The sequence below is a fragment of the Desulfitobacterium sp. LBE genome (genome assembly GCF_007830365.1).
GTDB classification, from domain to species: domain Bacteria; phylum Bacillota; class Desulfitobacteriia; order Desulfitobacteriales; family Desulfitobacteriaceae; genus Desulfitobacterium; species Desulfitobacterium hafniense.
Window position 1 is genome coordinate 1,965,457 of record NZ_VLKD01000001.1, and the last position, 24,988, is coordinate 1,990,444.

General features: G+C 49.3%; 19 protein-coding genes and 1 riboswitch. Of the genes, 3 read left to right on the forward strand and 16 right to left on the reverse strand.

The genetic code is table 11. From position 1 onward, the window contains the following. Nucleotides 1-105: 105 nt before the first annotated feature. Nucleotides 106-253: riboswitch (cobalamin riboswitch) on the reverse strand. 178 nt (nucleotides 254-431) lie between these two features. The 10 genes from DESLBE_RS09310 to ligA all read right to left on the reverse strand — a co-directional run bounded on the left by DESLBE_RS09310 (nucleotide 432) and on the right by ligA (nucleotide 13,268). Further along, a complete protein-coding gene (locus DESLBE_RS09310; protein ID WP_041271930.1) occupies nucleotides 432-716 on the reverse strand; it encodes a DUF4491 family protein in 285 nt (94 codons plus the stop codon). A gap of 258 nt (nucleotides 717-974) precedes the next feature. Next, nucleotides 975-2,402 carry a sodium:solute symporter family protein gene (locus tag DESLBE_RS09315; protein WP_144676396.1) on the reverse strand — a complete coding sequence of 476 codons (1,428 nt, stop codon included), beginning with the start codon at nucleotides 2,400-2,402 and terminating at the stop codon, nucleotides 975-977. Nucleotides 2,403-2,509: 107 nt separating this feature from the next. Then, entirely contained in the window at nucleotides 2,510-3,787 is a 1,278-nt protein-coding gene (gene larA, locus DESLBE_RS09320; RefSeq protein WP_018304959.1) for a nickel-dependent lactate racemase, read from the reverse strand. Between the two features lie 123 nt (nucleotides 3,788-3,910). Continuing rightward, nucleotides 3,911-5,122 carry an NADP-dependent isocitrate dehydrogenase gene (locus DESLBE_RS09325; protein WP_005812388.1) on the reverse strand — a complete coding sequence of 404 codons (1,212 nt, stop codon included), beginning with the start codon at nucleotides 5,120-5,122 and terminating at the stop codon, nucleotides 3,911-3,913. A gap of 31 nt (nucleotides 5,123-5,153) precedes the next feature. Next, the gene (gene nifV / locus DESLBE_RS09330; protein ID WP_144676398.1) at nucleotides 5,154-6,302 is read right to left on the reverse strand and encodes a homocitrate synthase; all 1,149 of its coding nucleotides are present in this window, start codon (nucleotides 6,300-6,302) and stop codon (nucleotides 5,154-5,156) included. A gap of 281 nt (nucleotides 6,303-6,583) precedes the next feature. Beyond that, on the reverse strand, nucleotides 6,584-7,405 hold the full coding sequence (locus DESLBE_RS27275) for a methyl-accepting chemotaxis protein (RefSeq protein WP_015943487.1): 822 nt from the start codon (nucleotides 7,403-7,405) through the stop codon (nucleotides 6,584-6,586). A 469-nt stretch (nucleotides 7,406-7,874) separates the two neighbouring features. Beyond that, nucleotides 7,875-9,329, reverse strand: a complete 1,455-nt coding sequence (gene gatB, locus DESLBE_RS09345; RefSeq protein WP_005812379.1) for an Asp-tRNA(Asn)/Glu-tRNA(Gln) amidotransferase subunit GatB — start codon at nucleotides 9,327-9,329, stop codon at nucleotides 7,875-7,877. Beyond that, nucleotides 9,329-10,804 carry an Asp-tRNA(Asn)/Glu-tRNA(Gln) amidotransferase subunit GatA gene (gatA, locus tag DESLBE_RS09350; protein WP_005812377.1) on the reverse strand — a complete coding sequence of 492 codons (1,476 nt, stop codon included), beginning with the start codon at nucleotides 10,802-10,804 and terminating at the stop codon, nucleotides 9,329-9,331. The genes gatB and gatA overlap by 1 nt, the downstream gene beginning before the upstream one ends. Nucleotides 10,805-10,885: 81 nt before the next feature. Continuing rightward, the gene (gatC, locus tag DESLBE_RS09355; protein WP_144676402.1) at nucleotides 10,886-11,170 is read right to left on the reverse strand and encodes an Asp-tRNA(Asn)/Glu-tRNA(Gln) amidotransferase subunit GatC; all 285 of its coding nucleotides are present in this window, start codon (nucleotides 11,168-11,170) and stop codon (nucleotides 10,886-10,888) included. 118 nt (nucleotides 11,171-11,288) lie between these two features. Continuing rightward, nucleotides 11,289-13,268, reverse strand: a complete 1,980-nt coding sequence (gene ligA, locus DESLBE_RS09360) for an NAD-dependent DNA ligase LigA (protein ID WP_144676404.1) — start codon at nucleotides 13,266-13,268, stop codon at nucleotides 11,289-11,291. 378 nt (nucleotides 13,269-13,646) lie between these two features. Between ligA and DESLBE_RS09365 the strand changes: the two genes are divergently transcribed. After that, a complete protein-coding gene (locus DESLBE_RS09365) occupies nucleotides 13,647-13,829 on the forward strand; it encodes a hypothetical protein (RefSeq protein ID WP_018304954.1) in 183 nt (60 codons plus the stop codon). A gap of 82 nt (nucleotides 13,830-13,911) precedes the next feature. On the opposite strand, the gene ltrA is transcribed toward DESLBE_RS09365, so the two are convergent. Next, nucleotides 13,912-15,321, reverse strand: a complete 1,410-nt coding sequence (ltrA, locus tag DESLBE_RS09370; protein ID WP_144676405.1) for a group II intron reverse transcriptase/maturase — start codon at nucleotides 15,319-15,321, stop codon at nucleotides 13,912-13,914. A gap of 436 nt (nucleotides 15,322-15,757) precedes the next feature. Between ltrA and DESLBE_RS27420 the strand changes: the two genes are divergently transcribed. Further along, complete coding sequence (locus DESLBE_RS27420; RefSeq protein WP_144676407.1) at nucleotides 15,758-15,979, forward strand: hypothetical protein; 222 nt, start codon at nucleotides 15,758-15,760, stop codon at nucleotides 15,977-15,979. A gap of 38 nt (nucleotides 15,980-16,017) precedes the next feature. Here the strand turns inward: DESLBE_RS27420 and DESLBE_RS09380 are convergent, their stop codons facing one another. From DESLBE_RS09380 to nrfD, 5 genes are all read right to left on the reverse strand, one after another. Further along, a complete protein-coding gene (locus tag DESLBE_RS09380; protein ID WP_011461447.1) occupies nucleotides 16,018-17,652 on the reverse strand; it encodes a putative manganese-dependent inorganic diphosphatase in 1,635 nt (544 codons plus the stop codon). Between the two features lie 73 nt (nucleotides 17,653-17,725). Further along, the gene (gene pcrA / locus DESLBE_RS09385) at nucleotides 17,726-19,993 is read right to left on the reverse strand and encodes a DNA helicase PcrA (protein WP_144676409.1); all 2,268 of its coding nucleotides are present in this window, start codon (nucleotides 19,991-19,993) and stop codon (nucleotides 17,726-17,728) included. Nucleotides 19,994-20,230: 237 nt separating this feature from the next. Continuing rightward, complete coding sequence (locus tag DESLBE_RS09390; protein ID WP_144676411.1) at nucleotides 20,231-21,127, reverse strand: rhodanese-like domain-containing protein; 897 nt, start codon at nucleotides 21,125-21,127, stop codon at nucleotides 20,231-20,233. Nucleotides 21,128-21,172: 45 nt separating this feature from the next. Next, a complete protein-coding gene (locus DESLBE_RS09395; RefSeq protein WP_041272599.1) occupies nucleotides 21,173-21,841 on the reverse strand; it encodes a molecular chaperone TorD family protein in 669 nt (222 codons plus the stop codon). Between the two features lie 20 nt (nucleotides 21,842-21,861). Next, entirely contained in the window at nucleotides 21,862-23,010 is a 1,149-nt protein-coding gene (gene nrfD, locus DESLBE_RS09400; RefSeq protein WP_144676412.1) for an NrfD/PsrC family molybdoenzyme membrane anchor subunit, read from the reverse strand. Nucleotides 23,011-23,649: 639 nt separating this feature from the next. Between nrfD and DESLBE_RS09410 the strand changes: the two genes are divergently transcribed. Next, nucleotides 23,650-24,897: an IS110-like element ISDha12 family transposase gene (locus DESLBE_RS09410; RefSeq protein ID WP_005808714.1), complete on the forward strand. Its 1,248-nt coding sequence runs from the start codon at nucleotides 23,650-23,652 to the stop codon at nucleotides 24,895-24,897. The last annotated feature ends 91 nt before the right edge of the window (nucleotides 24,898-24,988 follow it).

Consider the following 24,988-nt stretch of genomic DNA (forward strand, 5'->3'; position numbering starts at 1 on the left):
TCTGCAAAAAAAGCCGGCTGCCACGTTCTTCGCGGCAGCCAGCTTTTGCTTTATTTCTTTATTATGTCCCTAAACCCGGTTCAATACCCTCTATCGCTCGTAGAGAGTCATAGGCATAAAACAGGCAGGTCTTCTGACTTGAGCAGGAAAAGACTCCTCTCTTACAGCGGCGGGACCGTGCGGGCCTTGCACCCGGCTTCCCCTTTAATCAAAGATGGCTCCATCTTCCGAAACCTGTTTTGACATGATTCAGTTTTACGGCCATTATAGCATAGTACAGATGGGGTAAACACCTAAAACTTTGAGAATCTACAGTCAATTCACCCCAATTTGAGCCCAGCCGTTGAATATAAGCCAAATGATGCAGCGCTGCAACATTTGACCTGTAGCCAGTCTGCAGCCAAACAGAAATGCAAAGACAGGCTTTCCACTTACCTTCTGTTCGGATTACCCGGAAACCAACCTTTTTTCACCCGTTTTTCCTGCTCAAAAATTTCATGGATGCTCCAGAGGCAGGAAAAGCCTGTCACACTGACGATGGCGGAAAGCATATTATTCGCGATGAACAGAGAGGCGCCTATCAAGACTATCCCGGCAACCAAGAATAATGGCCAGATCCTTTTTCCGAAATAGTATTCACCTTTGATGACAATGGGATGAAACACGCCGATGATGATAAAAGCCATTGCCCCGATGATCACACCTTGAAAACTTATCTGAATCCCCTCCCTCCGGACTTATTAATCCGTTAATGCCCAGTACTCTTTAACACCTAGTTCTTCACATTTCCGGCGGTTAAATTTTCCGCAGGACTGAGAATTTCAAGAGTCACAGAGTCCTAGAAGTTTATTTTAATCCCATAGCTCTCTTTTGTCACTAGTATAGTACGCTCAATGGCTTCCGGAAATACTGCTTCCCGACAACCAAAAAACCGAGGCCCAGCCTCGGTTTTATACACATACAACACTCCAGCCCTACTTGGCAGTTTGCCCTAATGCAGAAGCTTCCTTATTTCCAAGTCGAATAGGCTGTCTGTCAAAGATAGGCACGAGTAAAAACGTCACTAAACAAGCAATCCACTCCAAATAAATCACATGAGGGAACACCCGTACCGCCGGGATAAACTGCCACAAAACAATGACGGCAATCCCCACGAGATTCGTATAAAAAGCGGAGTTCCTCCGGGCAAGCCCCGGGGCAAAAACCGTGAATAAAAACACAATGGTAAAGGCCGTGGTCAGACTGAGCCCGATCATAATCGTCTTCAGAATTCCACTGACCGTTAAAGCTAAGATAAAGGTCAGAGCACCTAAAGCGATCACCGAAAACTTCGTCACCCACATTAAATGTTTCTCATCGCTGCCCGGGCGTAAAAAGCGCTTATAGATATCTTGTGAGAACAGTGTCGCAGAGCCTAACAATAAGCTTCCCGCTGTGGAAACGTCCGCTGCCCAAAGAGCAGCCAGAGTAATTCCGGCCAGAACCGGCGGCAAGGACATGATCATCTGGGGCAGCGCCAAAGTCGCGCTCATATCCGGATACATTCCCTTGGCGGCAATCCCCATCAAGGCGGCCAGGAAACCGATGGGCAGCATCAGGAGTCCCCCAATGACAAACCCATTCCGTGCAGTTTTGGCATCCTTAGCGCTTAAGGAAATCTGCACTGTACCCTGCAGGGACATGGTTTGGGTCATCATCACCGCAAACCAGCTGGCAATGGCAATCCACCCCAGACCACCCACCCAATGAAAATAAGGCACCTCCTGTGGAAGCTTGACAGCGATTTGGGCTATCCCTCCCTGATTGATGAGGGTAGCAATGGTCGCTATGGCTATGCCCAGATAGATTAAAACCACATTCAGGATATTCGAAATGCCGGCAGACCACATTCCTCCGACAAAAGTAATGCCAATGAAAACGATGGCACTGGTAATAATTCCCGACTGCAGAGTAAACACGGAAGGGAGCAAGGAAGCCAGGATCGCTCCCCCTGCCAGGTATTGCAGGGATGTTATGACCAGTTGAATGGTGATTTGACTCAGTACACAGATCACCCGGCCCTTGACATCATAGAACTTCTCAAACATTTCGGGAACTGTAGTGATATTCATACTACGGTATTTGGCGGCCGCCAAAATTCCCATACAAATTGCCCCTGCCCCCCAGGCCACATTATACCAGCCGGCAGCAAGACCTACATTATAGGCCTGTTCCGCCACACCGATGGTGGAAGCTCCGCCGATGGCTAAACCTGTAATCAACACAGCAATGAGGGGAGTCGTCATCTGACGGCCGGCAAGGAGGAACCCTTCCGTTCCCTTGGCCCGTTTTGAGGCATAAAAGCTTATTCCAAATAAGGCAAAAATATAAAGAATCACAATCAGCAAAGGAATATTGAACATCTCCGCCACCATCCTACTAAATTATTAAAAATCACCCTATTAAATTTTCATAAGTTTCCTACTGAACTTCTGTACTTCACCTTTTATAACTACACATTACTTTGCCCTTATCTCTTTTGATACAGCGGTATGGTTGCTCCCCCATAGGGCATTAAAATCACATCCTGATTTTCCTGATCAACCCCAGCCAATTCTATCGCCTCTGCGAAGGAGTTGGCCCCGATCATTCCCATAGGTTTAACCAATTCAGACTCTATCTCCGAGTAGAGAATGACTTTTGCCTTAGCGGCCGATTCCACGGCAGCATAGAAGATGTAGCCGGGAATGGTAAAATTTTTACGCAGCTCCGGATCAAGGGTTTTCTCTTTAAGGGGTTCACTCCATCCGAAAAACTCATCCGCTCCGGCGCCTTCCCGGCACTCAGCCAGAAGAAGAATCGTACCGCCGGGTTTGACGGCAAGTGCCGCATTAAATAAGGTCTTGGTACTCTGATAGAGGGAGATATCCTTAGGGAAGCCTCCGCAGCTGGCAATGACGAGGTCGGCCTGCTTATCAATCGGCACGCCATAGTTCTCATCAGCCCATGCGCAGCCCTCTTCCCAAGCCTTTAGCCAGTGTCCGGCCACAAATTTAGCAATCCGGCCATCAGTATGCATAATGGTATTAATGAGAAAATCAGGATTCACAAGACCTGTCCCATCCACCATATCTTCATGTAAAGGGTTATTGATAAGTGCTCCTACCCCAATCAGTGGATTAGACTGCTCAGCGTTGGGGTCTAAGGAATGCAGATGATTCTGAGCAATGGTCTTCCGGCTTGCTACTCCGGGGATAATGGACTTGCGCCCGCCACCGAAGCCTGCCATCAGGTGATGAACGATTCCTCCGGTGAGAATAACCTTCCGGTCCACAACTAAGCGGTTAACAACGACTTCCGTTCCCCGCGGGGTTGTTCCCACATACACCATCTCCGAATGATCGCAGTCATGATCCACCACCTCAATTCGAGCATACACCTCCTCTCCGACAATCTTCTTTTTCTCCTCAGGAGTTTGTCCCCGGTGAGTTCCGGTAGCCGTCAGGATCAGCATATCCTCATCCGGGATGCCTAAACTATTCAAGCGATTCACAATCGTGGGCAGATAGTCAGGGAGCTTTAACAGACGTGTGATATCACTGACCACAATCGTCACCTTATCCCCTGCTTTAAAAAGGGTATTGAAAGGCGCAGAAGCGATGGGGTCATCAAGAATTCTCCCGATTTCCTTAACCACATCCTCTACAGGTTGAATCGCTTTGGCATGGAGCTCTTGAATAACATATTGCGGATTGAGCAGAAAACTCTGATAACCTTCACCATATTTGAACTGATATTCCTTCTTCACACATTTTCCCTCCTTCTCAAAGTCTCAGATTCCTTTGCACCCTGTCATTGAGCACTGAATCAGCCTAAGATAAGGGAAAGGCCCCTTATCTCAGGCAGAGATAGGGGAACCTTTCCTCTTGGCCTATGGGCGGAGCGTATCGAGAGTTTTCTTAATTTCTTCGAGGAAATCCTTGGTGTTGACGGTTTTGATATTGGGCAGTTCCGAGATCAGAGCCAGATCCTTGGTCATAATTCCGGCTTCGATGGTCTTTAATGAGGCTTCCTCCAACTGAGCGGCAAAGTCGGCTAAATCCGGCAAACCATCCAGCTCTCCCCGTTTCTTAAGGGCGCCTGTCCAGGCAAAAATCGTCGCAATGGGGTTGGTGGATGTCTCTTCACCCTTAAGATGTTGATAATAGTGACGGGTTACCGTACCATGGGCCGCCTCATATTCGAAATTCCCTTCGGGCGAAACCAATACCGAAGTCATCATCGCCAAGCTTCCGAAAGCAGTCGCTACCATGTCCGACATGACATCCCCGTCATAGTTCTTACAAGCCCAGATATAGCCTCCTTCAGAGCGAATAACCCGAGCCACAGCATCGTCAATAAGAGTATAGAAGTATTCAAGCTGAGCCGCTGCAAAGCGTTCCTTATATTCCTTGTCATAAACTTCCTGGAAAATATCTTTAAAGGTATGATCATATTGCTTGGAGACCGTGTCCTTGGTAGCAAACCACACGTCTTGTTTTACATCGAGGGCATAATTAAAGCACGCTCGGGCAAAGCTCTCGATGGAGCTATCAAGGTTATGCATGCCCATGAGAATTCCCTTGCCTTCAAAGTTACAGATGGTTTGACGGGATTCCTCCCCATGTTCACCTGAGAAAACCAGCTCCGCCTTGCCGGGACCACCCACCCGATACTCCACATTTTTATAGATATCGCCATAGGCATGACGAGCGATGGTAATCGGTTTCTTCCAGGTGGTGACCAAAGGCTTGATCCCTTCTACCAAGACGGGAGCGCGAAAGACCGTTCCGTCGAGCAGGGCCCGAATCGTTCCATTGGGGCTTTTCCACATTTGCTTCAGATTGTATTCCTCAACACGCTGGGCATTGGGTGTAATCGTCGCACATTTAACCGCTACCCCATATTTTTTGGTGGCCAGGGCTGCATCAACGGTGATCTGGTCATCGGTTTCATCCCGTTTCTGCAGACCCAGATCATAATACTCGGTCTTCAATTCAATATAGGGATAAAGCAGGATTTCCTTGATATAGTCCCAGATAATCCGGGTCATTTCATCTCCGTCCATTTCCACCAGGGGGACATTCATTTGAATTTTAGTCATAGCTTCCTCCTTATATTAAAACCACTTTGGGTTAGGTTGACGATTTTCCTTTTTCCCTATGCAAATCTTCGTAAATATACATGAGCTCCTTATCAAAAAGGGAGCGCTTCATATCCACAGCAAAAGCTCTTACCCGGGCCAGCAGCTCATTGGCTTCTTCCTCGGAAATCTCTTTGCCGTATTCATTGCGGAACTTAGCTTTGATGGCCGCAGTTCCCGAGTGCTTGCCAATCACAATCTGGCGCTCCAGGCCCACTTCCTCCGGTTTAAACACTTCGTAAGTGAGGGGATTTTTCAAAGCCCCGTCAGCGTGAATCCCCGACTCATGGGCAAACATATTGCTGCCCACGATAGCCTTCCAGGCAGGAACAGAACGTCCTGACGCTCTCGCTACAAACTCTGAAACCTCGACAAAACGCTCTGTGGCAAATTTCAGATCGACTCCGGCCAAATACTTCAGGGCCATGACAATTTCCTCTAAAGCTGCATTACCGGCCCGCTCGCCCAAGCCGTTGACCGTTACCCCAATATGGCTGGCTCCCGCTTTCACACCGGCTAAGGCATTGGCCGTTGCCATACCAAAGTCATTATGAGTATGCATCTCCACATCGATATCGATGGTTTCTTTGAGCTTCGTGATTCGCTCAAAGGTCGTGAAAGGCTCAAGGATCCCCACCGTATCGCAATAGCGAAGCCGGTCTGCCCCCGCCTCTTTGGCCTGACGAGCAAATTCCAGGAGAAAATCCAGATCGGAACGGGAGGCATCCTCCGCATTCACGGATATGTAAAGCCCGTTTCTCTTGGCAAATTCAGCAGCCTTGACCATTCTGGCCAAAACGTCTTCCCGTGTGGTCATCAGTTTATGTTCGATATGAATATCTGAGGTGGAAATGGATATAGCCACCGCATCGCATCCACATTCAATGGATTTTTCAATATCGGCTATGACCGCCCGGTTCCATCCCATAATACTGGCTTTCAAACCCATTTTAACAATATCACGGATTGCCTTCTGCTCATCGCCGCCCATGACCGGAACCCCGGCTTCAATCTGATGGACACCGAGATCATCCAGCATCCGGGCAATCATCAGCTTCTCCTGATTAGAAAATACTACTCCTGCGGTCTGTTCTCCATCCCGCAATGTCGTGTCCACGATGGTTAATTTTCTTTCCTCCACGACGATTCAGCTCCTTAGCATTTTTGGCAATTATTCATCGACCTTAATACTAACACAATCTAGAAATTTGTGAACTATTATACGCCAACAAATACTGTATACTTTGCGAATAATAAAGAAAACCCGGCTTCGCCGTGCCTTAAACGCATACTTGCAGATGAGGCGAAGTCGCTGGTTGCCCTTATGCTTAGAAAGTATACAGCGCAAGCTTATACTTCTGATAGTGCAAAAACAAGACTTCCTTTCTGTCGGATTATACTCCAGAAAAGAAGCCCCATTGCTTATAGCTTTGCCGCGAAGTCCTTCAATTTTAACCCTACATTGCGCAATTCATCGATAGTTGCAGTATTCTCCTGAATGGCGGCTGCTTGCTGCTGGGAGATCGCTCCTGATTCCTCCGCTGAAAGGATCATAGTCTTGACCGCCGAAGAAATCGCCTCAATGATGACCTTTACCTGCTCTGTGGAATGTTTGCTTTCATCGGCCAATTTTCGGATTTCCTGAGCGACGACACCAAACCCCCGCCCATATTCTCCAGCCCTGGCGGACTCGATGGCTGCATTTAAGCCAAGCAGATTGGTCTGATTGGATATGGACTTGATGGAATTGATGATGACTTCCGTTTCAGCAATTTTCTTATCGGACAATTGGGCCTTCTCGGTAAGTGCTTGCCCGACTTCCGCCAGCCTTGCCGCTCCAGAAGCAATCTCATTCATCGCCCCGGCCATTTGGTCCAGCGTATCAGCTAATTGCTCAGCAACCTGATTGACATCCTGCTGTTTTTTTCGGCCTGTAGCACAGATTATGGTACCTACGGAATTGTTATTTTCATCGAGGATCGGAATGTTAACCCCTTTAAATGGCATGCCGTCACGGACATTAAACGTTGTTTTTCTTTTTTCCACCATACACTTTTCCGTGGCTTTTCCCCATACCTTGCTTCCCACAGTGATGCCAATCGGTAAATCGGAACCTTCCACAGCTTGTAAGTATTTTTCGCCATCAGTTACATAGAGTGCCATATCTTCAGGCAGAGACTTAACGATATGAGGCAAAACACCAACCAGAGCCTGCAACGCTTCCTGCCCTTTCAATACTTCTATCTTCTTTCCTCCAGACTTCGCAATTGAACGAAACTTGGGATTCACCATCATTTTACTATGGTTTTTCAAGGGAAACAATCTTGTGAATAATTATTTTGAAATTTCCAATTATAAAACGTTGATGCTGTTACCAGAGTCGATGCCTTACCAGAGCATACGCTTTCATCTCTTTTCTTGTGCTATGATGCACATGAAGCCGGACATATTTTCACTATATCTGCACATCTATGCTATATGTGGATAGCGTAACATATTTAGGTATAATCGTCTTTGTTCAATATCGACAATCATTTCTAATAATTTTTTACATAATTGCATAAACATTCCTGATTCCACGTCAATTCTTTTCAGCAAAATAATTATGCTTTGCCTATCTCATACACATCTCGCTAATAAAGCTTCCCTTCCAAGACCATGTCCGGAAAGGAAGCTTTTCAAGCAAATCTTCTGAGCTTTATGAACTTCAGGCTTAAAATTTCGCCAGCTGCTCCTTCAGCAAGTCGTTGACCACGCCAGGGTTCGCCTGGCCTTTAGTGGCCTTCATAATCTGGCCGACCAGGAAACCGATGGCCCGGTCTTTGCCGGCCTTATAATCTTCCACCGATTGGGGATGAGCGGCAATCACTTCATCCACCAGCTTCAACAAGGCAGCCGTATCGCTGATTTGGGCTAAGCCCTTCTCCTTGATGATAACTTCCGGATCCTTCCCGGATTCAAACATTGCTTCGATAACCGTTTTGCCGATCTTACCGCTGATGGCACCTTTTTCGATCAAAGTCAGGAGTTCAGCCAGCTGAGAGGGCCGAACCGGGGATTCTTCCACACTGATTTGTTTGGCATTGAGGAGACGGGTGAATTCCCCCATCACCCAATTGGCCAGGGCCTTGGCATCGCTATAGCTCTGCAGCGCTTCATCAAAAAAATCCGACAGCGCTTTCGCCGCGGTAAGCACTCCTGCGTCATATTCCGTCAGTCCCAGGGACTGATAGCGTTCCCGGCGAGCCCCGGGCATTTCCGGAAGGGTTTGACGGATTTCTTCCACCCACTCCCTGGCGATGACCAGGGGCACCAGATCCGGCTCAGGGAAATAGCGGTAGTCATGGGCCTCCTCTTTAGAACGCAAGGAAAGGGTGACTCCTTTACCTTCATCCCAGGTCCGGGTTTCCTGAATAACTTTTTCCCCATCATCCAACAGCCGGGCTTGCCGCTCAATTTCATATTCCAGGCAGCGCCGTACCGAGCTGAAGGAATTGAGATTCTTCGTTTCGGTCCGGGTACCAAACTCCTTCTGTCCGTGGGGGCGCAGGGACACATTGATATCAAAGCGGACCGAGCCTTGTTCCATCCGGCAATCGGAGACTTCCGTGTACTGAATGGTCCGCACCATTTCTTCTAAAAAGCTTACCACTTCGGCAATAGACCTCATATCCGGTTCTGAGACAATCTCCAGGAGCGGCACTCCGGTCCGGTTGTAATCCACAAAAGACTCCTCCGAGGTGGAGATGGTGGCGCCGCTATGCACCAATTTTCCGGCATCATCTTCCATATGGGCCCGGGTTATGCCCACCCGCTTCTTTTCTCCGTCCACTGCAAATTCCAACCAGCCGTTTTTGCAGATGGGCAGATCATATTGGGATGTCTGAAAGTTCTTGGGGGCATCGGGATAAAAGTAATTCTTACGATCGAATTTAGAGAAGTCGGCAATGTCGCAATTTAAAGCCAGACCTGCTTTAATGGCCAGATTGACCACTTCACGGTTGAGGACCGGCAATACTCCGGGCAGCCCCAGGCAAACGGGGCAGACATGGGTATTCTGCTCTCCCCCAAACTCAGTGGAGCAATTGCAGAAAATCTTGGTCTTGGTGGCCAGCTCCACATGAACTTCCACGCCGCAGACCATTTCATAACGTTCAAAAATGCTCATTACCGCGCACCTCCTTTGCCTAAACCCGGTTTCATGGTATGGAAGGGGGTATTTTTCTCGAAGGCGTAAGCCGCTTTATAGAGGGTTCCTTCAGCAAAATGTTTCCCCATCAGCTGCATGCCCACGGGCAGTCCGTCCGCAAAGCCCGCTGGAATGGATAGAGCAGGAATTCCGGCCAGATTAATAGGAACCGTGCAGACATCGGACAGATACATAGTAAGAGGATCTCCGGATTTCTCCCCGATGCGGAAAGCGGTGGTGGGTGTTGTTGGAGAAAGGAGCACATCAAATTTCGCCAAAGCCTCTTCGAAGTCCCGGACGATTAAGGTTCTCACTTTTTGGGCTTTCAAATAATAGGCGTCATAATAACCGGCACTCAAAGCATAAGTGCCCAGCATGATCCGGCGTTTAACCTCTGGGCCGAAACCTTCAGCCCGGGTTTGGCAAAACATCCCGATCACATCTTCAGCCCCTTCGGCCCGCCGGCCATAGCGAACCCCGTCATAACGGGCCAGGTTGGAGCTGGCTTCTGCCGTGGCAATCAAATAATAAGCCGGCATAGCATATTCCGTATGGGGCAGGGAGCATTCTTCAACGATCGCTCCCAGACTTTCATAAGTACGCAGGGCTTCCTGAAGGACCCCTTCCACATGGGGATCCAGCCCTTGTCCAAAGTACTCCTTAGGTACACCGATTCGTAAGCCCCGGATATCCTCGGTTAAGAATTGGGTATAATCCGGTTTTTCAAAGACCGCCGAGGTGGAATCCTTCGCATCATGTCCGGCGATAGCATTAAGGACCAGGGCATTATCTCTTACAGTTTTCGTCACCGGCCCGATCTGATCCAGGGAAGAGGCGTAGGCGATCAGGCCATAGCGGGACACGACACCGTAGGTAGGCTTTAGACCCACCACACCGCAGAAAGCTGCCGGCTGGCGAATCGATCCCCCTGTGTCGGAACCCAGGGCATATACCGCTTGGTCGGCGGCTACCGAAGCTACTGAGCCTCCGGAAGATCCTCCCGGTACCCGTTCCGGATCCCAGGGATTGCGGGTGGCGAAAAATCCGGAGTTCTCCGTAGAAGAGCCCATAGCGAATTCATCCATATTGAGCTTGCCTAACAGAACGGCGCCTGAGTCATGTAACTTCTCCGCCACCGTAGCCTGATAAGGGGGAATAAAATTCTCAAGAATTTTAGAGGAACAGGTAGTGCGGATTCCTTCTGTGCAAAGATTATCTTTCAGGGCCATGGGAATCCCCTCTAACATCCCCAGCTTCTCTCCCCGCCCTAGTTTTTCATCCACAGCCTTGGCTTGGGCAAGGGCTTCTTGCTTAGTAACTGTAATAAAGGCTCTGATATCGGGATCTACGGCTTCAATTCTATCCAAAAACCCTTGGGTAAGCTCTGTGGCACTGAGCGTCTTGCCCGCCAATAACTCATGCAGCTCACCAATGGTCAGTGCTGTCATCTCCATGAAGATCTTTTCTCCTTTCCGAATAAACAAGCGAAAGCATTTAAAAAGGCACTTTATTTAAGAAGGTATTTATTATAGAAGTTAAACAATCCGCGGTACTTTAAAGAAACCATCCTGGGCATTAGGCGCATTAGCCAGCACCTTTTCCCGGGCCATGGAGGGCTTAACCTGATCTTCCCGCAGCACATTATGTAAGGGAACTGCATGGGCTGTAGGTTTTATATCGTCCGTATTCAGCTTTTCCAGCATGGCGGCATAGTCCAGAATGGAGTTCAACTGTTCTGTATTGGTCACCAATTCTTCTTCAGTCAATTCCAAGCGGGCCAGAAAGGCCACATGTTCTACTTCTTCGCGAGAGATTTTCACTTCATTCACCATCCCTTTGTACAAAATAACGGCTAGAGTTTAATACTATAACCCCAAAATGTATATTACAACAATTTTATGGGTAAATATACATTTTTCTGGAACAAAAATCAAGTTTTCAGGGCAAAAGTTCCGCAAATTCCTCTTCGCTTAAAACCGGAATTCCCAGTTCCTTAGCCTTGGCGAGCTTGGAACCGGCCTTCTCCCCGGCGACCACAAAGGCGGTTTTCTTGCTGACACTGCTGGCAGCCTTGCCCCCGAACTCTTCGATCATGGTCTCTACATAGTGGCGATCCCAACGTTGCAAAGATCCTGTCACCACAATGCTTTTCCCCGCAAAAATCTGAGGCTTGGCAGAATGCTGCGCACTCATCACTACTCCTGCCTGGCGCAGTTTATTCAGGAAGTGGTGGGTGCTTTCCTGCCGGAAGAACTGAGCGACACTTTGGGCCATAGCGGGGCCCACATCCGGGATCTCCTGCAATTCCTCCACCTGAGCTTTCTCCAGGTCTTCCATGGTTCCGTATTTTTGGGCTAGGATCTTGCCGGCTTTTTCTCCCACATGGCGGATTCCCAGACCAAAGATAAGCGGAGCCAATCCTCGTTCCTTGCTGTCTTCGATAGCTTTGAGCAGATTCTCGGCAGATTTTTTACCCAGCCGCTCCAATGGAACCAGGGCATCATATTCCAAAGCATAGAGATCGGCGGCATCCTTAATCAGTCCGGCTTCCAAAAGCTGATAAATAACCGCCGGTCCCAGTCCATCAATATTCATGGCATTCCGGGACACAAAATGAATAATGGCTTCCCGCTGCCGGGCCGGACAGGTGATGCTGGTACAGCGGTGGGCTGCTTCCCCTTCTTCCCGGATGACCGGACTCTGGCACTCAGGGCAGAGCTCGGGCATCTCAAAGATCCGCTCCTCACCTGTCCTTTTCTCCGGCAGGATTTTCACTACTTCAGGGATGACATCTCCAGCCTTTTGGATCAAAACATGATCCCCGATGCGAACATCCTTGGCGCGGATATTATCCAGGTTATGAAGAGTAGCCCGGCCCACGGTGGAGCCGGCCACAAAGACCGGAGTCAAATAAGCTGTGGGAGTCAGCACTCCTGTCCGCCCTACCCGAATCACAATGTCCTCCACAACAGTTTCCACCTGCTCCGCCGGAAATTTATAAGCGATGGCCCAACGAGGACTTTTGGCCGTAAAGCCCAGTTCCCGCTGCTGAGCGATATCATTGACCTTAATCACCAGTCCGTCAATATCATAAGGATAGTTATGGCGTTTCTCTACCATTTCCCCGCAATAAGCAATAACCTCTTCTATGGCGGAAAAGACCCGATATTCAGGGTTAACCGAGAACCCCTGCTCCTTAAGATAATCCAGTACGGCAGTCTGGGAAGCCAGCTCTCCCTCTTCAGGAGTCAGGACCTGATAAGCAAAATACCCTAATTTGCGCTGGGCCGTAATCCTGGAGTCAAGCTGGCGCAAAGAACCGGCCGCCGCATTCCGGGGATTGGCAAAGAGAGGCTGTCCAGCCTCTTCCCGTTCCTGATTCAGGCGCAAAAAGGAGCCCTTAGGCATATAACCCTCTCCCCGCACATCCAGGCGGGCGGCCTGTTTACGCAGCCGCAAGGGAATAGCGGGTATGGTCTTCAGATTGGCGGTAATTTCTTCACCCACTTCACCATCGCCACGAGTAGCGCCGCGCACCAGCGCTCCATCTTCATAAGTTAAAGCAACGGTTAAGCCGTCGATTTTAAGCTCCACCACATACTCCACTTCGGCAACCAAAGCGCGGACCCGGCGGTCAAATTCCAGAAGATCTCCGGCATCAAAAGCATTATCCAAACTAAGGAGGGCTTCAGCATGACGAACTTTAGGGAATTCCTTGGCGATATAGCCGCCGACCCGTTGGGACGGGGAATCGGGAGTCAGGAATTCCGGGTGTTCTTTCTCCAGGCGAATCAATTCCTGGAGGAGTGCGTCATACTCTGCATCACTTAAGGTCGGCTGATCCAAGCCATAATATTGATAATTGGCTTCCTCGATTTGTTCACGTAAGGCCTCGATTCTTTGTGACACATCGGACATAAAGTTATTCCCTCCTTGCATTGATTAAAAATATTCAGGTTGGAGCGCTTTGCTCACAGGCCATCTTTGCTCGGGTCGCGTAGCTTTAGGCACAACGGTCACTCCATAGCTCCAGGGCTGGTTCACTCGCTTTCTTAACAGCTCCGCCAAACCCCGCTGCTATCTGCATGTTAACCGTGACTCCGCTTCGTTAAGAAAGCCTCGTTCACCCGACCGCCCCTCCGCTAAATCCGTTCCCTTTTGTGCCTAAAGCTACGTCTTGCGGGACTTAGACGCTTTTTCCGGGGCTTTTGCGGGGCTTTTCTGAGGTCTTTTCTGGGACCCTTTCTGGAGCCTTTTCTATAGCCACCCCTTAAACCTTTCCCAGGATAGCCGACCTTGCCGCCTCAAGCGGCGTCGGTAAAGACGGAAAAAGCAACCCAGGTCAGCAACCTGCCCCATCTTTCCCACAAAGCCCTGCTCACTCAGACCCATGAAGCTGCCCAAGGATTTTGCTTTACACTAGGGAGCGAATTTAAGCAAGCGGAAACAAAACTTCGCGAAAAGCACGCAATCGGGTAGGAGGCTAACCATTATTTGGTCAGCCGACCTCCCACAGCACCGTACGTACCGTTCGGTATACGGCGCTTCCAAAGTTTACACCTTACTTTGCAGAATAACATCCTGTGAAACTGAGATATCCAGCTTGTTCGAATCGTTTGTTAGGCAAGGCAATCCTCACTATTGGACTATGAGCTATTCGCCAATATCCTTTTCTTGTGTTTGCCCACATCCATGCCTTTTCTTTGCTTATGCCTGCTCTCTTCAGGTAGTCATAGCGGCTTCGAATTCGCTTCCACTGTTTCCAGGCCACCATTCGTATCCGGCTTCTCATCCATTCGTCTATCTCTTTCAGCTGACTCTTTGCGTCTGCCAGCTTAAAGTAATTCGTCCATCCTCTGACCACTTGGTTCAGCTTGGTTTTCCTTTCTTCGATTCCCATCCCGTTACTTCGCCCTGTGACTTCCCGGATTTTGTCCTTGAGTTTTCTGATGCTTTGGGGATGGATTCTCAGTCGGCCTTCTCCTCGAGAGATGTAAAAGCTATACCCAAGGTATTTCACATAGTTGACATGCGACACCTTGGTTTTCTCTCGGTTGACCTTCAGAAATAATTTCTTCTCGATATACGGTAAGATATGTTCCAAGCTTCGCTGGGCCGCTTTCTTACTTTTGCAGAAGATCATCAGGTCATCCGCATACCTCACAAAGCGGTGTCCTCGCTTTTCCAGCTCTTGGTCACATTCATTCAACATGATGTTACCTAGTAGCGGGCTTAAGGGGCCCCCTTGGGGCACTCCCTCTGGACTTTCTTCGAACATTCCATCGACCATAATTCCCGCTCTGAGGAATTTGTGGATGAGCGATATGACCCGCCCATCTTTGATACTCTCCGATAGGATTTGGATGAGCTTGCTTTGGTTGACGGTGTCGAAGTATTTCTCCAAGTCCATATCCACTACGTATTTGTACCCTGCTGTGATATGGCTTTGACACTTCTTCAGCGCATCATGAGCACTCCGGTTGGGCCGGAAGCCGAAACTACTCTCTGAGAATTGTTTTTCGAAGATAGGGCTCAGAACTTGGGCTATAGCCTGTTGGATAAGCCGGTCGACTACAGTGGGGATTCCTAGTTTTCTGGTCGTTCCGTTTTCTTTGGGTATTTCCACCCTTCTTACGGGGCTTGGACGATACGTTCCTTCTCGTAGACTCTCTAGGAGTTCCTCCTTGTGGTCTCTCAGGTAGGGTAGAAGTTCCTTCACCTGCATGCCGTCGATTCCACCGGCTCCTTTGTTCTTCTTCACCTGCCGGTAGGCTTGGTTTAGATTTTCGAAGCTCAGGATTTGCTCCAGTAGTTCTTCGTTCTGCTCGTTGGTGTTGGTGTTGTCGGTTTCCGTCATCTTCAGTGGCACCCACGCCTCTGCATACTCTCTCTGTTCCGCAGATGTCCTTTGCAGCTCGCCTCCGTTTCGAAGTTGTCTGTGGTTTAATTCGCCACCTTCAGTAACTTTCATTGACCCACAACCTCCTTTGGTTCAGCCCTTCCTTCGGGTTTGTCTTTCAACCTCTGCTACTTATGGCTTCTGCTTGACTCCCTCACGATAAATTTTCTTGTTTCACCGCGGCTTCTTTCTCTGCTTCTGGCCCCGTCCGTGAGGCCTCCCACGAGTAAGATGATTTCACTTTCATTCCATCTACCCGCACCATTTACGCTGAACGTGTCCGTGTAGCTTTTGGGCTTCGACTTGTCTCGCGCAGTCTCACCCCACCGTTTCGCGCCGTGCATTTGCTGTTTGTGTTCCTCAGGCCGGAACTTTGCCGCTGGCTTCCTTCAGATTCCATCTCGCGATGGACACCCTTGCCTTAAGGCTAATGGTTGGTCGCTACATACCCCCATAGCGGACTTTCACCGCCAAGTTAATCATCATGCGTGGCGCACGCGGAGTCGGGTTGGAAACAGGACGTTTCCAACCGCCCACTGAGCAGGAGCGATTTGGGCGGGCACCCGACGGAGCGGAGGGCTTGAGCGTTAGTTTTGTCCGCGCAGCTTATGGAGCGACCGGTGTAAAGCAAAATCCTGGAGACCTAGCTTTCATGCCTTTCAAAACAGGCATTCAGTTTTGTATTTTACAGGAGAGGCGCTGCGGGTCACCCTCACAACGCCATCTATAGTCTAACCCGTTAAAGGAACTCAATTCTCCGGGAGCTATTTATTGAAGGAAATATTTCGACAAGGGGGGAACCACCTGCTTCTTCCGGGACAGCACCCCAGGAAGGAAAATGCTCTCCTTGTCCAGGGGTTTATCAAACGCCTTGGCTATCTCCTCAGGCTTGGCGCCGCTGATGAACAATTCCGTGTTTTCCTCCAAGAGGTCGGTCACCATCAGCATCAGGTAATTCATAGCCCGCTGGCCGCGAATCTCTTCCAGCCTTTGGGATAATTCGGCCCGCAATTGATCCAGACCTTCCAGCCCCATGACACTGAATTGACCGATGCCAACCCGGAGCTCTCCCATAGTAAATTCTTTGAGATCTTCTTCGATCAGCTCATCCACTTGCCGCTCCCCAAGATTGGAAGCTGCCTTGAACATTTGCACCCCAAATTCCTTGGGATCTACTCCGGCGATGCTGGCCAGGTAAGTGGCATTCTCTCTATCGATCTCGGTGCAGGTGGGAGATTTAAAAATAACCGTATCGGATAAAATAGCTCCCAGCATGATTCCTGCGATAGCTTTTTCCGGAACAACATCCCAATCCCGATAGCATTTGGCCACGATGGTGCAGGTGGAGCCCACAGGCTCATTGCGGAAGAGGATTGGCTCTCCGGTTTGGATTCCGCCTACCCGATGGTGATCGACCACCTCAAGAATCTGGGCTTGATCCGTGCCCACGACGGCTTGGCCAAATTCATTGTGATCCACGAGGATCACTTGTTTCCGGCTCAGGCTCAGAAGATGATAGCGGCTGATCAAGCCGACGACCTTGCCCTGTTCATCCAGGACAGGATAATTGCGGAAACGGGTTTCCAACATCTTCTCTTTGACTTCAGAGATCAGATCATCTTCATTAAAAGCGACGATACCCTCTGTTTTCATGGCATTTTGCACCGGGGCGGTCATGGGCAGGAGCCGGGCCGCCGTAAAAGTATCATAGGGCACAGAGATGACCACGCAATTCTGCTGACGGGCTAAGTCTTCCAGCTCCGGCGCTAAGGTCGCACCCCCCGTAAGGATCAGGGCCGATACCCCTTGGCGGAGAACGCTTTCCTGGGCGGTCTGCCGATCTCCCATCAGGACAATATTGCCATTGCCTACATAAGCTTCCAGAGTCTCATGGCGCATGGCCCCCACATAGACATTCCCTTTAAGATCCTGCTCGGCACTGCCTACCAATAAGCGTCCGTTCAGTGTTCTGATCACGTTTTCCACCGGGATATGCAGGGATTCCAACTCATGATCCGCCATGCTCTCAATATAAGAACCGGATAAATCACCTACTGTGATCATCCCGATCATTTGCTCGGTATGATCCACCACAGGCAGGGTCTTTTGGTTACTCTCCTTCATAATCTTCCAGGCTTCCAGAAGAGAGGTTCTTGGTTTAACCGCAGGAATAGGACCATTGAGCATATCCTTGACGCGAAGATGAAGATCCTTTAAGAGCTCCGGAGCTTCCACTCCGAAAGCATTTAAGACGAATTCCGTCTCACGGTTGATTTTTCCGGCCCGGTAAGGGATAACATGGTCCATGCCCAGGCGCTGTTTTAAGCGAGCATAGGCAATGGCTGCGCAAATAGAATCGGTATCCGGGTTTCTATGACCTACGACATGGATTTTTTTTGACACGTTGTTCTGTCCTTTCCCATAACGACATGAATATATCAGACTAAAGGTTCTCAATCAAACCAAGCATTCCCAATCAAAGCTTAACAAGCCTGGCATATTCCGCCATAAGCTTCTTGATCTCGCCCCCAAAGACCACGGAAAGTTCAGCCGAACTCCCCTCGCCTTTGATAGCTACAATCACACCTTTGCCAAATTTGGCATGTTCCACTTTTTCTCCCACTTTATAGTCCACCCCGGGGGCATCCTGGACGGGATTGCCAATAGTTCTCTCCCCGGTTCTCCAGGGTGATGGGCCTCCCGAGGGCGTCGCTGCCGGCCTTGCCGCAGCTGAATGGGCCTTCTGGGCCCGGGTGGGCGGGGGATCAATAGGATCCCGGTCCACCAGGACATGGGTGGGAATTTCCTGAAAGAACTCGGAAGGGCGGTTGTATTGAGTTCTTCCGTAAAGCATCCGCTGCTGGGCATAGGCCAGATAGAGACGCTCCCGGGCACGGGTTATGGCCACGTAGCAAAGTCTCCGCTCTTCCGCCAAAAGCACCGGATCAAGCATGGAGCGGCTGCTGGGGAAGATTCCTTCCTCCATCCCGCCCAGGAAAACCACCGGGAACTCCAGTCCTTTGGCACTGTGGATGGTCATCATCACCACAGCATCATCTGCCTGATCCAAGGAGTCGATCTGAGCTACTAAGGACACTTGCTCCAAAAACCCTGTTAGTCCAGGAACCAGGGCATCTTCAATCCCCTCCTGGACCACCGCGGTTTCGTAGTTATCCGCTTTCTCATCATATTCGGCAGTCACGGATAAGAACTCCCGCAGGTTTTCCAGCCGGGCTTCCGCTTCCGGCGATTTATCACTAACCAGATTATCCCAATATCCGGTCCGTTTTAATACTTCTTCAACCAATTTGGTTACTGAGCTCTCCGCGGCGGCTAAGGCCCTGAGCTCTTGCATCAGGTGGGCAAAAGCCAGCAAAGGTTTCTTGGCCCGTGACTGCAGCTCAGGTATATAGTCGGCCTCCATGATCGCATCCAGAACAGGCATCTCCTGTTCATTGGCATAATCGAGAATCTTTTCTAAAGTGCTCTCTCCCAAGCCCCGCTTGGGAACATTCAAAACCCGGGAAAAGCTCACTTGATCCGCCGGGTTATGAAGAATGCGCAGATAAGCCAGGATATCCTTGATTTCCATCCGTTCGTAGAACTTAAGTCCCGAAAAAATCCGATATGGGATTCCTTCCTTCATAAAGCGTTCTTCAATAACCCGGGATTGAGCATTGGTGCGGTAAAGTACGGCAAACTCATTAAATTTGCGGCCTTCCACATTGAGCAGGCGTTGAATGCGCTCACCCATATAACGGGCTTCATCATGCTCATTGTCTGCCACGTAATAGACAATAGGCTGCCCGTCCTCATTTTCCGTCCATAGGGATTTTTCTTTTCTCTCCGTATTGTTCTGAACCACTGAATTGGCGGCCTGGAGAATAGATTTGGTTGAACGGTAATTCTGCTCCAGCTTCAAGGTTTTGGCTTCGGGATAATCCCGTTCAAAATCCAGGATATTCTGCACATCGGCCCCGCGAAACATATAGATGGATTGGTCGTCATCCCCCACCACACAGAGGTTGCGGTATTTCTTAGCCAGAAGATTGACCAAAGCGTATTGGGCATGGTTGGTATCCTGATACTCATCCACAAGAATGTAGCGGAATTTATCCTGATACTGGGACAATACTTCAGGGTTCTCCCGGAACAGCCGGACCGTCAGCATGATGATGTCATCGAAATCCAGAGCATTATTGGCCAGGAGCTTCTTTTGATACAGTTCGTAGACCCGTTCTGCCTTTTGCTCAAAATAATCCTTGGCCCGGCGGGAAAAATCCTCCGGTGTCAGCAGCTTATTCTTGGCATCACTGATCACCGCTTCGATAGCCCGGGGTGCAAATTTCTTCTCATCCAGGTTCAGTTCTTTCATGCAGGATTTGATCAATGCCAGCTGATCCCCACTGTCATAAATGACAAAACTCCGCGAATATCCGGGCAAATAGCCGATCTCGCTTCTTAAAATCCGCACACAAGCAGAGTGAAAGGTTGCTACCCAAAGCCCTCTCCCTTCACTGCCTACCAGGCTGTAGACCCGGTCACGCATTTCCTGGGCTGCTTTATTGGTAAAGGTAATGGCCAGAATGTGCCAGGGCTCAACGCCTTGGGCGATTAAATGGGCGATACGGTAAGTTAAAACCCGTGTTTTCCCGGAGCCTGCCCCTGCTAATATTAATAGGGGACCTTCCCGATGCTCTACCGCTTGGCGCTGAACCGGGTTCAAATCCTCTAAACGATACATCTCACTCCACCTCACTATTCGACTTATTATTATATCATAGGATGGGGAGCTTATTTAAGACTTTCCTGGAGATTTCCTTTCAGCTTAACATGAAACAGGCCGCCGTAGTTGAACGGCGGCCTGTTTAAGCCATAAATGTTACATCGTCATCGTCCAGAGGGATGATAAAAATGATATCCCCATGAGCAACGCTGGCAAAATCATAATTATTACCATGATAATTTTTACTTAGGTTATTTATTCAAACTTATAGTTGCCGCTGGCATCAATGGTAATCTTATTGTCCAGGGTTATTACATTAGTATAGCCTTCAGCCTTCAGATGAGCCTGAGCTACTTTCGCACGGGCGCCTACCGCGCAATGAACCAGGACTAAAGCATCTTTGTTGGGAATGGCTTCCTTCACTTTGGCGATGGTGGCGGCATGATCCACAGTGAATTGATCTCTGACACCGAAATTCAAAGCGCCTTCAATATGTCCGGCATCATATTCACTCTTGTCACGGGCATCGAGGACATAATATTCTTTACCAATCGTTCCTTGCATTTTTGCTACCCAGGCATCCGGCTTAAGCTGCTCGGAGCTGGCAGTAATTTTCGTGGCGCCAAAATAGCCTTTGGCATCAAAAGCAGTCCAGCCGTCAAGGGCAAAAGCATTGACATAGCCTTTGTCTAAGAAAGCTTGAAGATTCTTTTTCGCTCTGCCCCCGGATTTGCAATGAACGAGGACGACGGCGTCTTTAGCTGCACCTTGCAGTTTTTCGTCGATAACATCGGTATTGCCGGTGCCCAGGGTGGCATTGGCATCGATGTTGATGGAGCCTTCCAGGGCTTTTTCCAGCTTGATTTCATCAGGAGTTCTTAAGTCGACGATGTAGTAATCCTTGTTAATGGTCCCTTTCATTTTGGCTGACCAATCATCCCAGCCTAAGGTGTTGGACTCTACGGTAGGAGCAGTTGCCGCCGGTTGTTCAGGCTGCGCCGGGGTTTCCGGTTTAGCAGGTTCCTGACTTGCCGGCGGTTGGGCAGGCGTGGTGGATGCGGGTGCAGAGCCGCAGCCGGTAACGAGACTGAGAACAAGCAGCAGAGAGGTGACCAGTGTTAAGGCTTTTGATTGTTTTAGATGTTTTAACATTCTTTTTCCCCCTTTTTTATTTAAACTGACTCGTAATGAGCCAATTTAATTCAGAAACCTGGCCGGTTCAATCATTTCCTGCAAAGGTCCATGCTTCTGATCCTGATTCAGGAAAGCTTGGAGAAGGCCTTCTAATTCAGCAAGAGCCGCCATGAAAAGGCGTCCATTGACGGGAAGAGCTTCAATAGCCTTTTGCAGATCCGGCAGCCAGTCAAAATGGTCCCGGCAAAACTGCTTAGCCTCTTTTTCAAAACCGCCCCCTACCAAAAAGGCCAGCAATTCCAAAAGAATGATCAGGTGATCCGGCATCATCGTGTATTCAGGCGGGATTTCCAGGCCAAAGGATTTAAGAATATGCTGAACATGGTGTGCGGAATCCCCCATCAGGTACCCTTTTTGAGCTTTAAAGGACACTTGAAAGCTTTCATCCCCGGTCCAGGGCTTGTAGAGCGATTCAATGGGCGGGGCAAAGGGCTTCTGGACTCCTAAGAAGCAGTGATTATAGGCAGTCACCCACTCCTCATAGGTCAGGGCATCCTGCTTAAATTCGCTTTCTCTGGGCAGCCCTGCTCCTTGACTTAGTTCTTTTACCTGCAGATCGACAAGCCCCTTGCGGACCGCTGCACAGAACTCCTCATCAGGGAAAGTGAAAAACTCTGCCAAAAGCTGCAGCAAATTCTGTAAGGCCTGCCGGGAGGCACAGGTGTTATTCATAGTTACACCTTCATTCCCGCTTAATGATGAGAATCCAGAGAAAGTTTGCTTTCGGCATAATCGAACACCAGGATAATCAAGCCTACAGCCCCTATAATCAGAGACCATTCACTCCAGGTCGGTGCATAAGCATTGAACACATGCACAGCCTTGGCCGCCGCGTCGGTCAATTGCAAGGGCACCACTTGGCCGGCGTAGACAAAGTCCAGTCTGGAAAAGAGCAGGCCAACCATGGTCAGGATTCCGGCCCAGAAGGATAGCCCCGGTGATGAGAATTTAGATCGATAGAGAATCAGCAAGGGAGCCACAATTCCTACCAAGACTTCCATCAGCCAGAAAGGTACTGCCATCGGACCGGATATCAAGGCTTGAGCGGCCTGAGCCACTGCCTGATTGCCGCTGCCCAGGGATGTGCCTACCTTGATGGCCTGGAAGAGCGCAAAGACAAGCAACCCACCGGCTAAGATCTGACTGAGTGTGCGGGCAAGGTCTTTGCCCTGAGGGTTTTGTGAGAAGGACCCCGGGGATTCTTTTCCGGATAGATAATGAATCATGGTCAGCACCGCAGCACCGGAAACCACTGCCGAAACCACCATATACGCCGGATAATAATACCCGTCCCAAAAGCTGCGGGTGGTAGTGAAACCAAACACTCTGCCTAAATTGATGATGGCGGATAATTTAACGATCAAGGACACATAAGCAATTCCGGTAGCGGCTTTGTGATTGTTTTTCATGGTGAAAAAGAACTCACCGAACAGCAGCACCAGATAGAACCCATAAAAGACTCCCATCCAAAGGATTGGGCTGGACAAATTAGGGGAAAGCAGGAGGTATACCATCTTAAAGGGATTGGACAGCTCCACGGCCAGCACGATGAAAGCGGCAAGCAGCAGGAGTATGGAGGCCAGCAGAGCGCGCTTGGAGAGAACTTCGAATTTCCTGATGCGGAAGACATGGCCTAAGGAACCCACCAGCCCTGTCCCGGTAGCAGCCACGGCAAAGAAGACATAGCCGGAAATCAAGGCTCCCCAGGGAACGTCCGGGCTGACGCCAAAGGCATGCTCCCCGCTGATCAGGTACTTATTGATGGCTCCCGCCACAGCAAAGGCCAACAAAAGAAGAGACACATAGGTCCAAATACTTCGCCGATACTTTCTTTTTTCCATGGGCTCACCTCCTCGTATAATTGATTTAGTTCCTGCCCCACGAGTCCCAAAAACTAATGGAACGTGGGGTATTTAAATGACCATAGAAAACTGGAAATTCAGTAGATATGGTCAACAGCAACAAGATGCACACAGGATAACGCATACCCCATGCAGCCGTCGTGCCTGTGGGCAGTGTGGACAAGTCAACCCCAAGGCATACTTCAAATTCGACTTGTCCAAAGCCTGTTGGGAAAGCTCTTTTAAGACAGACCCCAAAGGACTTTTCCACAGGCTGGCACTGTCCACAGGCTCAGGATGAGGAATACCTGAGATTCCTCAGATCGTTCTTTGACAACAAAAAAGTATTTAAATTTGTTGGGATTTCAAGCAAAATGGTACCGTGAGGTTCGTTCTGGCAAAGCCTTTTCCTCCTTGAGGCTCTGACCTCTTTTTAAGTCTGACTGCCAGCCCACAATTTGAACTTTTAACTCGAAGGTTGCACAGCTTAAAGGGAACTCCTCCGATAGTAGCAGATCGGTTGGATCCGAGGTCTTTTTAGGACAAGTGCTGATTCGGCGAGGTTGTTGACCTGTTGTGGTGCCTGGTCCCAACGTTAATCTTACAAATTGTTTGGCTCAGAAAGTGAGGTGATTTTAATTGAGTTTATTTGTCGGTATTGATGTGAGTTCCAGTGATTTTAAAGTGCGAATCTTAGATGAGCGTGGTAATGAACCGGTTAAAAGGCTACGGGCTTTGAATGATCAGCCTGGTTGTGAGCAAGTTGCCCGATATCTCTTTGACGCCTGTGCTCAAGTGAATGTGGACCGGCTGGTTATTGGTTTAGAGGCCACTTCCGTATACAGTTGGCCGTTACAAATGTTCTTAGCGGAAGACCATTCTTTAGCCCCTTTGCAGCCCCAAATTTATTCCTTTAACCCCAAGGTCGTTGCTAATTTCAAGAAGGCTTATGTGGACCTTCCGAAAAACGATTGGATTGATGCCTGGGTCATTGCCGAACGTCTACGCTTCGGTCGGCTCCCAGAGGGCTCTCAGGTCGATTTCCGCTACTTACCCTTACAGCGCCTCACTCGCTTTCGGTGTCATTTGATTGAGATGATTTCCAGAGAGAAGAATTATTTTCTCACGAACTTGTTCTTGAAGTTTAGCACGCTTGCCCAAGGTGCGGTTTTTAGTAACACTTTCGGCGCTACTTCTGAATCCTTGACACTTGAGTTTTTTTCTCCAGAAGAGGTTGCGGCTCGACCGCTTGATGAACTGATTGATTTCCTCATGGAGAAAGGAAAACGTCATTTCGAGGATCCGGAAACCAAAGCCAGAGAGTTGAAGGAAGCTGCCCGCAAGGCCCATCGACTGCGTGGAAGCCTATTGCAACCCATTAACCTTATCCTGGCCACGAGCATTGAAACCATCCACACCTTGGAGAAGCAGGTAAAGAAAATCGATAAGGCAATCGAAGCAGAAATCAGGCATTTCCCGAATACGCTCATTACCATTCCCGGTATTGGCCCTGTGCTTTCAGCGGGTATTATTGCTGAGATCGGAGACATCCGTCGTTTTCCGAATGAAGGAGCCTTAGCAAAGTTTATTGGGTTAACCTGGCGTACCCACCAGTCAGGTGATTTTACAGCCGATGACACACCCTTAACTCGAACTGGCAACACCTACTTGCGCAGTTATATCATCCAGGCTGCTAACTTAGTACGCCAAAAGGAACCAGAGTACAAGGTCTTCTACCAACGTAAATTTTCGGAAAGTAAGACTCATCATCATCGCCGTGCTCTCGTGCTTACTGCACGCAAACTCGTCCGTATGGTTGATGCTCTGCTACGCAGCAACCAAATCTATAGGCCACATGGCAATAGGGGGAATGCTAACCAAGCATGAATTGCGCTAACCGATACTCCATTTTTGTAACTTTTTCCCACGATAGTTTGGGAATGAGATGGTTTCTTGTTGCCTTTTTTGCCCACTGATT

Coding starts and splice junctions, on each gene's coding strand:
- nrfD (WP_144676412.1), bottom strand. CDS start 23,010: ATGGAAAAAAGAAAGTATCGGCGAAGTATTTGGACCTATGTGTCTCTT.
- DESLBE_RS09390 (WP_144676411.1), bottom strand. CDS start 21,127: ATGTTAAAACATCTAAAACAATCAAAAGCCTTAACACTGGTCACCTCT.
- pcrA (WP_144676409.1), bottom strand. CDS start 19,993: ATGTATCGTTTAGAGGATTTGAACCCGGTTCAGCGCCAAGCGGTAGAG.
- ligA (WP_144676404.1), bottom strand. CDS start 13,268: ATGTCCGATGTGTCACAAAGAATCGAGGCCTTACGTGAACAAATCGAG.
- gatB (WP_005812379.1), bottom strand. CDS start 9,329: ATGAGCATTTTTGAACGTTATGAAATGGTCTGCGGCGTGGAAGTTCAT.
- ltrA (WP_144676405.1), bottom strand. CDS start 15,321: ATGAAAGTTACTGAAGGTGGCGAATTAAACCACAGACAACTTCGAAAC.
- gatA (WP_005812377.1), bottom strand. CDS start 10,804: ATGGAGATGACAGCACTGACCATTGGTGAGCTGCATGAGTTATTGGCG.
- DESLBE_RS09325 (WP_005812388.1), bottom strand. CDS start 5,122: ATGACTAAAATTCAAATGAATGTCCCCCTGGTGGAAATGGACGGAGAT.
- DESLBE_RS09395 (WP_041272599.1), bottom strand. CDS start 21,841: ATGAATAACACCTGTGCCTCCCGGCAGGCCTTACAGAATTTGCTGCAG.
- DESLBE_RS09315 (WP_144676396.1), bottom strand. CDS start 2,402: ATGTTCAATATTCCTTTGCTGATTGTGATTCTTTATATTTTTGCCTTA.